We start from the raw sequence: 8925 nt of genomic DNA, 5'->3' as shown, positions 1-8925 counted from the left end.
TCGTGCGGTTCTATAACGAGGGGCGATTGCACTCGACACTGGGCTACGTGCCGCCCAATCAGTATGAGCGGCAAGCGGCCTGACGATCACCGATTGAGGTGTCCGGAAAAAGTTGACCACTACAAAGTGCCTGCTTGCAGCGCTCGCGCCAACCACTCCTCCCACGTCATCTCCCAAATTTCCACCTCAAACCGTCCACCAACAAACTCCCCCTCCTGCGTGCTCACTTTGCGCATGCCTTCGCTGATCGAGATGCGCCGCGAAGCTTCATTGGGGGCGGCTTTGGGCACTTGCATCAGGGGCATGCCCATCACGTCGAACCACTGTCGATTGATCACGCGGCAGGCCTCTTTCATGTAGCCGTGGCCTTGCCAGTCCGGGTGCAGCCAGAAGCCGCGGTTGTTGCCGGGATGGGTCATCAGGGTGATGCTGCCGATGATGTCGCGGGGCGCGGTCTGCAGGCGGATCATCCAGTGCCACTCGGTGCCGTTTGCTATGGCGGGCAGTGCGACGTCCTGAATGTAGCGCAGCGCACCGTCCTGTGGATAAGGCCAGGGGACGCGGTTGTTCAGGTAGCGCACGATGTCCCATAGCGGAAAGCGTTGCTGAACCGCAGGCGCATCCTCGAGCTGCAGTGGCGTCAGCAGCAGACGCTCGGTGTGCAGCGTGGGGGTGATGGTCATGACGATGTCCCTATTCATCGAACGATGCTCACTGGATGAACGGTCCCGTATGCCGGGGATTTAAGTCGAACTGCTGGCTGCAGGCGAGGGTCTATCCAGCATCTTTTATACATCGGAAACCCCAGTGCCCAGAATCATTACGGATCAGACACCCCAAAGTGTGGTGGATGAGCAGCAAGTCAAATTGTTTGGCTCGCCCAAGGAACGGCTGGATTTTTATCGACGCGAAATTCATTACGAAACCACCAACCTCTCCAACCGCACCAACGCCTATTTGTCGGCGCAGTCATTCCTGGTGATCGCCTACGCGTCTTCGATGGCCAACATGAATACGGCCTGGGGCGCGATGTTTACGCTGGTAGTGCCGCCGATGCTGGCCTTGCTGGGGCTGCTTAGTACGCTGTTCGCCTGGCCGGGTATTCGGGCGGCGTGCGACATCATCCAGCACTGGCACCACAAACAGGCGCAACTGCTGCTCAGCGAGCCGGTCATCGGGCTGACCTATGACGACTCACCGTTGTTCAGCGATTGGGAATCCAGCGAAACCGGGCCGAAAAAGTCCTTGCTGTTCTCCAAGCGCAGTCCTTGGCTGTTCAGCTTTTTCTGGGTATTCTTCGGCGGGTTCGCAGTGTTTGTTCAGTTGATTGCGGACTGAGTCAGGTGCGGCCCTGTCATGTTCTTTGACGTGACTGACAGACTTGGGATGGGTAGATGTGACGGAGAGCGTCAGGGAAGGTATGCCCACGCTGGAGCACGAACGGTGTTTCAGTCATGCATTTTCGGCGATTATCCAGCCCTCTTCGCGAACAAGTTCGCTCCCACGGCCTCCGGCCAGAATCAAAAGCAGACTTGTATAGCGATGAGCGCTGGAGCATGGGCACGATCAGGATTCAGGCGACGGTCTTTGTCAGGCCGCCGCCCCCGGATCAGAAAACGTTGATCGGGTAGTCAACGAAGATGCGTGTCTCGTTGCCTTCGCTGTTGTACGCCAACGCATCATCCGAGACGCGCAGGAACGAGTTGCGCAGGCGGATCGAGAGGTCCTTGGCCGGGCCGCTCTGAACCACGTAGGTCAGTTGGCTGAAGATCTCGCGTTCGGTGCCATCGCCGCTTCCAGGCGTGCCGTCGTCAATGTTGTCGCCGCGTACATAAGCCGCTTTGTAGCTCAGACCGGGCAGGACCAGACCGGACAGGTCAACGCCGTAGGCCGCCTGCCACGAGCGCTCGTCCTTGCCGTTGAAGTCGGACCAGTAGGAGTTGGCGAGGTAGATGGTGTTGCCGCCATCACCAAAGCCGCCATCGTTGCGATAGCCGCCGTAGGCGTAGCCCATGTCGCCGGTGCTGCGCTGGTGTGCCAGGGTGAAGGAGTGGATGCCCACAGCCCAGGTCGCGGCCAGGCTCCAGATTTTGTTGTCACGCGCATCGCTGGTGGTGAAGTCCTTGTCCAGCTTGGTCTTGTAGCCGTTGAAGTCGAAGGTCAGCGACTGATCTTGCGGCAGGGCAAAGACGTAGTTCAGGTTGACGTACTGCTTCTTGAACACGTCTTCGTTGTCGGAGGCGTAGAAAGCGGCACTGAATGCATCGGTGAACTTGTAGCTGGCACCGTAGACGTTGATGCTTTTCAGATCACCGCTGTCGCGACCCTCAGCACTTTTACGCGCCTCCTGGGTGAAACGTCCGGCAACCACTTCAAGCCCGTCGATCTCTTTGGAGGTGATCATGGTGCCGGTGTAGCTTTCCGGCAGCAGACGGGAATTGTCGTAACTGAGCACCGGCAACTGAGGCATCTGGTCGCCGTACTTGATGACGGTATTGGAGATACGGGCCTTTACCGCCGCGCCTGCACGGGACAGGTCATCGGCAGCAGCGCCGCTGTCACCCTGCTTGAAGAAGTCGATGCCGCCATTGCCGCTGCGACCCTTGCCGCCATCCAGACGGATGCCGTACAGGACAAAGGCATCAACGCCGACGCCCACAGTGCCCTGAGTGAAACCGGACGCGAAGTTGCCCATGAAAGCCTGGCCCCATTCGGACTTGTCTTCACGGTCGTTTTTGTAGTCGCGATTGATGTAGGCGTTACGCAGGTTGACGATCAGCCTGCTGTCTTCGACGAGACCCTTTGAGTCTGCCTGTCCTTCGGCCATGGCCTGACTGGCGCTGATGATGCCCAAAGCGAACATGCCCATACGTTTGTTAAGCATCTTGTCTTCCTTTTCTGCGAATTGACACGCGCTGCAGCGACAGCCAATGGCTATCGGGGCCTCCAGCCTCTGAACAAGCAGTATAGAGGGGGCCGCGAATTCATCGCAGTGGACTGCCGATGCACGACGTAAAGGGTTGGGCCGCAGGCGGTGGGACGCGAATCCTATTCCCGACGCATGGGGGTGTCAAACACGCAGATGGCCGGCCTAGAGCGGCTCAGCCAAGGTTGTCGGAGCAATCAACACGCTCGGTCAACACGCGGAGCAACGCTTCGAGCTCGGCATCGTTGAGCAAACCCGCCGGGTAACGCTGTAACAACATTGCGCGAACATCCGGTCTGGATTTCACGGGCCTGGTCATCCTTAACCAATCCGCCACTAACTGGCGGGCCTCGTTACTGAGAGAAGCAGAAAAACCACGAGCACGCTGCTGGTTCATACCTGCGTTCATAACGAAAACCTCTTGATTTCATGAGGGGCTAAATCTACTCACGCCATATGACAGTCAAGCTAAGAAGACGAAGGTTTACCAACCTGCTTCAGGGCTAGCGCCCTGCGCATCTGTTACAGGATGTTACTCGACAGGTAAAAACAAAAAGCCCATCGGGTGATGGGCTTGGTACAGCAAGAACGGGACCAGTTGCCCCTATCGGATGTTACTAGTTATTTCTAACTAGGCGTTGTGAGGCGCCGGTTGCTGCTGCGTCAGACAGTGGATATTGCCGCCACCCAGCAGTAATTCGCGGCCAGGTGCCATCACCACTTCGTGCTCTGGAAACAGCGTTTGCAGGATCTCGCGGGCCTTTTCGTCCAGCGGATCGTCGAAGCTCGGCGCAATGATGCCGCCATTGACAATAAGGAAGTTCACATAGGACCCGGCCAAACGCACCGAAGGGTTGCGTTCCTGGCTGCCGTGCACCTGATCGACGCCTGCACATTCTTCTTCTGTGGCGAACAATGGGCCAGGAATCGGCATTTTATGAACGATAAACGCGCGCCCCTTTGCATCCAGTGTGTTTTCCAGAATACCCAGCGCCGCATGGCAACGTGAATAGTTGGGGTCTTCGGGATCATCGGTCCAAGCCAGTAACACCTCACCCGGACGGATGTAGCAGCAGAAATTATCCACATGCCCGTCGGTTTCGTCGTTGAACAGACCATCCGGCAGCCAGACGACTTTATCCACAGCCAGATAATCACCGAGGATTGCTTCGATCTGTTCTCGGGTCAGGTGCGGGTTGCGGTTGCGATTGAGCAGGCACTCTTCGGTGGTAATCAGCGTGCCTTCGCCGTCGACGTGAATCGAGCCGCCTTCCAGCACGAAGCCTTCGGTGACGTAACGCGGGCAGCGCTCGATTTCCAGTACCTTGCTGCCCAGCTGAGAGTCCAGATTCCACGGCGCATACAACCCGCCGTCGAAGCCACCCCAGGCATTGAATTCCCAGTTAACACCGCGTACTTCGCCACGCTCGTTGATGACGAACGTCGGGCCGCTGTCACGCACCCAGGCGTCGTTGCTGCTCATTTCCACGACCCGGATGTTCGGCATGTCCAACCGTGCGCGAGCGTTGTCGTACTGCGCAGCAGACACTCCCACGGTAACCGGCTCAAAGCGGGCGATGGCCTTGGCGATGGCAACGTGGGCGGCCTGGGCGGGCTTGCCGCCCAGGCGCCAGTTGTCCGGGCGCTCGGGCCAGACCATCCAGACCTGGGTTTGCGGTGCCCATTCGGCAGGCATGTGGAAACCGTCGGCGCGTGGCGTGCTATTGAGCGTGGTCATGACGATCAGGACTCCAGCGAACCGTCGAGGGTCTTCACCGCGCCGTACAGGTTCGGGCGGCGATCACGGAACGTGCCCCACGCGCTGCGAATATGCTCCAGCTCGTCGAGGTCAAAGCTGTGGACCAGCACGCCTTCTTCGGTTTCGTTGAGCTCGGCGACTTTTTCACCGAACTGGTTGGCGATGAACGACGAGCCATAGAAGGTGATGTCGTAGCCATCCTGCTCTTCGTTACCGATGCGGTTGCTGGCGATCAGCGGCATCAGGTTCGCGCCGGCGTGACCTTGCTGCACGCGCTGCCAATGGTCGCGCGAGCTGATGGTCTTGTCATGCGGCTCGCTGCCGATGGCGGTCGGGTAGAACAGAATTTCTGCGCCCTGCAACGCCATGCTGCGTGCGCACTCCGGGAACCACTGGTCCCAGCAGATACCGACGCCGATTTTCGCGTAGCGGGTCTGCCAGACCTTGAAGCCGGTGTCGCCCGGGTTGAAGTAGTACTTTTCGTGGTAGCCGGGGCCGTCCGGGATGTGGCTCTTGCGGTAGATGCCCAGGTTAGTACCGTCTGCATCGATGATCGCGATGGTGTTGAAACGTGCACGCCCGGCCAGCTCGAAGAAGCTGATCGGCAGAACAACTTGCAGCTCTTTGGCGAGTTTCTGGAAATGCTTGATTGCGACGTTGGATTCGATAGTAGTCGCCAATTGTAGATAGTCCGGGTTCGGCTTCTGGCAGAAGTACGGGGTTTCAAACAGTTCCTGAATCAGGATGATCTGTGCACCCTTGGCGGCAGCTTCACGCACCAGCTTTTCAGCGGTCTCGATGTTGGCTTCCAGATCCCAGGAACAGGCCATCTGGGTAGCAGCGACAGAAACGATACGGCTCATGAAAATATCTCCAGGGGCGGGTACAAAGGACTTAACACCATAACAGACAGGCGATGACGATTATGAACATCTTTATAGCGGATATAAATCGGTGTTAAAAGCTTATTATTTGCTTACCATGAATTCATTTGTAGATTTTACCGATATTAATCCGCTTAAGACTCATGACCGCGCTCATTCCTACGAGCTGGGTGTGACGCGACGGCCCTTCGCGAACAAGTTCGTTCCTACGGCCTTCGGCCAGAATCAAAAACAGATCCGGGTATGGCGGTAGTGCCCCGTCAGGCACCACCTATCGTACCCATGCTCCGCGTGGGTATGCCGTTCTGAACGCTCTGCGTCCTCTATTCCAGTTCGCGCAGCACCTTCGATACGTTATCGACGAAAAAATCCACGCTTTGCCGGGTCGTGCACATCGGGGGTTTGATTTTGAGGATGTTCAAATGGTCACCGGTCGGCTGCATGAAGATGCCCAGTTCACGCAGGCGTTCGCAAAGCTGCGCGGTTTCTTCTGTGGCGGGCTCGAGGGTCTGACGGTCGCGGACCAGCTCCATGCCCAGATAAAACCCCATGCCATGTACCGCGCCTACCAGCGGATGTTTATCGGCCAGTGCCAGCAGGCGCGCCTTGAAGTGATCGCCCACGAGCCGGGCGTTGTCCCAGAGCTTTTCTTCCTCCATGACGTCCAGCACCGCCATGCCGATACGGCAACTGACCGGGCTGCCACCGGATGAGGAAAAGAAATAGCCCTCGGCTTCCAGCGCCTCGGCGATCTCACGACGGGTGATGACCGCGCCCAACGGATGGCCGTTGCCCATACCCTTGGCCATGCTGATGATGTCCGGCACCACGCCCTGCTCTTCGAAGCTCCAGAAGTAATGCCCCAGACGGCCGTAACCCACCTGCACCTCATCGGCAATGCATACACCACCCGCAGCGCGAATCTTCTGATACACCTGTTGCAGATAGCCGGCAGGCAAGCAAATCCCGCCCGCATTGCCATACACCGGCTCGCAGATGAAGCCCGCCACCTGCCGTTGCTGCTCAGCCAGCGTGGCAAGGGCCTGATCGACACTGCGCACGTACTCAGGCGCACTGTCCGCGCCCCTGAACGGCCCGCGATAGGTGTTGGGCGCGGTGACCGGATGCACCCAGTCCGGGCGGGTGCTGAGCGCCTGCGGGTTGTCGGCAATCGAAGTGGAAATGGCGTCGGTCGCCACCGACCAGCCGTGATACGCCTCCAGCACACTCAGCATGTCGCGTCCGCCGCTGTAGGCCCAGGCCAGCCTGATTGCCAGGTCGTTGGCCTCAGTGCCACTGTTGACCAGAAACACGCGGTCCATGCCCTCGGGTGCCAGCTTGAGCAAACGCTCGGAGAACTCAGTAATTGCCGCGTAGTGAAAGCGCGAGTTGGTGTTGAGCAGCGACCACTGACGAGCCGCCTCATGGGCCATGCGCGGGTGGCCGTGGCCGAGGACCGCGACGTTATTGAGCATGTCCAGATAGGAACGGCCCTGCATGTCGATCAGGTGATTGCGCCAGCCACGCTCGATCTGCGGCGGAGCCTGATAGTAGTGTTTTTGCGAGCGGGCGAAGCTGGCATCACGCCGCGCCAGCAATTGCGCGGCGTCTGCGAGCGCTGGTGCGTCACAATCAAAACCGAGCAAAGCCGATGGCGACGGGCACACTGTGCGCCAGGCTGCCGCCCAGGCAGGTGTGGTGAACAGCGGCGGGCTGAGGTCTGCCATGGTGCACAGTTGCAACAACAGCGAACCACCGCCCTGCCCGATCGACGTGCCTGCTGAGACTTGATCAGCCAGTGAAGCATCGGGCAGCACGCCCCACAGCTTCAAACTTATGCCTTCCCCGACCAGCAGCAATGCAGCATCTGCGGTCAGACGCAGAGTGCCGTTGAACGGTGCATGCAGCGCTGTTTCGGCGGGCACATGCAATTCAACGTGCAGGGCGAAGGTTTCGGGCTCCTTCGCGCTGTCAGGCAAGGTGCGCGACAACCGGTATTCCCCAAAGCGGCTGGCCGCCAGACCATCGTCACCCGCAGCCTGGGAGAGCAGGTATTCATCAATGCCACTTTGCTCCCAGTTGCCTGCTACAAAGTGCTCACTGAGCACGCCCAGATCCACCACTGTCGGCTTGAGTCCATTTAGAGCGGGCAGCATAGGCTGGTAAGCGGGCTGACCGGCAGACGGAAATTCCACACCCACGGCCTGCAGAATCGCCGCTTCCATCAGCGCCATCGGCACCGAAGTGGCGACGTCGAAGATGCTCCATTCCCCGGCAAGGTTGGCCTGGATGTACGCGTTGTCCGGCTCGATGCTGGCCTGCTGTTCGCTGCTGAGCACCAGCACCGAGGATCGAGCGACGATCAGCGGCCAGAGCGCCTGCAATTCTTCAGTCTTCAGCGGATTGAGAGCGTGGTAGGCACGAATGGCCGGCAGGATGTACAGCGGGTCGCCGTCGGCATGGTGCAGCAGCGCCGCGCAGGTGACCGACAGGTCGGCCACTCGCCAGCTGCTGACCAGATCGCCGAAGTCGATCAACCCCTGCAATTGCCATTGGCGCTGTGCATCACGCAGCCAGACCACGTTGTGCTCGGTGATGTCCAGATGCACCGCCTGTATCGGCAGCGCTGCTATCAATGGCAACAAACGACGATGAGCCTGTTCACCGGCCTCGATGACACAGGCGCGAGCGTCGGCGTCCTTGATCACCGGCAGCAGGTGCTTGATCAGCGCATGAGCGTGGCGCGGGTCCCATTGCAGAATGCGTTCCAGGCCGGGATGCTCGAAACCCGCCAGTGCCATGTCTACACGGGCACATAGCTCGCCCAACCCGACCACCACCTCATGGCCCAGATGCCCGGCGTGCCCCAATGACTGCCCATCAATGAATTCAAGCAAGCGCACGTGAAGCGCCTGCCCGTCGATCCTGATGGATAACAATTGCTCGCCGTCATTGGCGCCAACCACGCCGGGCACGCCAACGGCGCTGTGGCTGCTCAGGTGTTGCAGCGCCGCGTGCTGGGCGTTCAGTTCAGTGGTCGAATAGGCCCCGTGGCAGATTTTCAGCACATAACGCCGCGTGTCGGTTTCAAGCAGAAAGTTGCGATCCTGTTGGCTGCCCAGCGCTTTCAGCATGCCGCTCAAGCCGTAATGCTGCGCGAGCAATTGCAGCGCCTGATCCACGCTCACCTCGGGGCAAGGCAGACTGGACCGGCGGATGAGCGTGGCAAGCGGCATGGAGAACCTCGTTCTTGTTGGAAGGCCCGGCTCATCGAGCAAGGCGTCATGGGCAGTGGCGCAACTATAAGGGCATTACCGGGGGATTGCTCTGCACCCCCCATCAGCACGAGCACTTCA

7 protein-coding genes are annotated in these 8925 nt (G+C 59.2%); 1 reads left to right on the top strand and 6 read right to left on the bottom strand.

Annotated elements, in window-relative coordinates:
* Positions 1 to 119: 119 nt before the first annotated feature.
* Positions 120 to 683 carry a GNAT family N-acetyltransferase gene (locus tag RGM3321_RS02990; RefSeq protein WP_244391527.1) on the bottom strand — a complete coding sequence of 188 codons (564 nt, stop codon included), beginning with the start codon at positions 681 to 683 and terminating at the stop codon, positions 120 to 122.
* A gap of 160 nt (positions 684 to 843) precedes the next feature.
* Here RGM3321_RS02990 and RGM3321_RS02985 point away from each other — a divergent pair, with 160 nt between their 5' ends.
* Positions 844 to 1338, top strand: a complete 495-nt coding sequence (locus RGM3321_RS02985; protein WP_244391529.1) for a hypothetical protein — start codon at positions 844 to 846, stop codon at positions 1336 to 1338.
* Between the two features lie 271 nt (positions 1339 to 1609).
* On the opposite strand, the gene RGM3321_RS02980 is transcribed toward RGM3321_RS02985, so the two are convergent.
* From RGM3321_RS02980 to RGM3321_RS02965, 5 genes are all read right to left on the bottom strand, one after another.
* Positions 1610 to 2884, bottom strand: a complete 1275-nt coding sequence (locus RGM3321_RS02980; RefSeq protein ID WP_244391526.1) for an OprD family porin — start codon at positions 2882 to 2884, stop codon at positions 1610 to 1612.
* Between the two features lie 217 nt (positions 2885 to 3101).
* A complete protein-coding gene (locus RGM3321_RS28355) occupies positions 3102 to 3233 on the bottom strand; it encodes a hypothetical protein (protein ID WP_279613886.1) in 132 nt (43 codons plus the stop codon).
* Between the two features lie 324 nt (positions 3234 to 3557).
* A complete protein-coding gene (gene aguA / locus RGM3321_RS02975; protein WP_244391524.1) occupies positions 3558 to 4664 on the bottom strand; it encodes an agmatine deiminase in 1107 nt (368 codons plus the stop codon).
* A 5-nt stretch (positions 4665 to 4669) separates the two neighbouring features.
* Positions 4670 to 5548, bottom strand: coding sequence for an N-carbamoylputrescine amidase (aguB, locus tag RGM3321_RS02970; RefSeq protein WP_004654103.1), 879 nt, complete (start codon positions 5546 to 5548; stop codon positions 4670 to 4672).
* 344 nt (positions 5549 to 5892) lie between these two features.
* A complete protein-coding gene (locus tag RGM3321_RS02965) occupies positions 5893 to 8805 on the bottom strand; it encodes an aminotransferase (protein WP_244391523.1) in 2913 nt (970 codons plus the stop codon).
* Positions 8806 to 8925: the final 120 nt, after the last annotated feature.

Origin of the sequence: Pseudomonas sp. RGM 3321 (assembly GCF_022836805.1) — a bacterium.
GTDB lineage: Bacteria > Pseudomonadota > Gammaproteobacteria > Pseudomonadales > Pseudomonadaceae > Aquipseudomonas.
The sequence above is the reverse complement of the archived record's forward strand: the minus strand, read 5'-3'. Positions and strand labels throughout refer to the sequence as shown.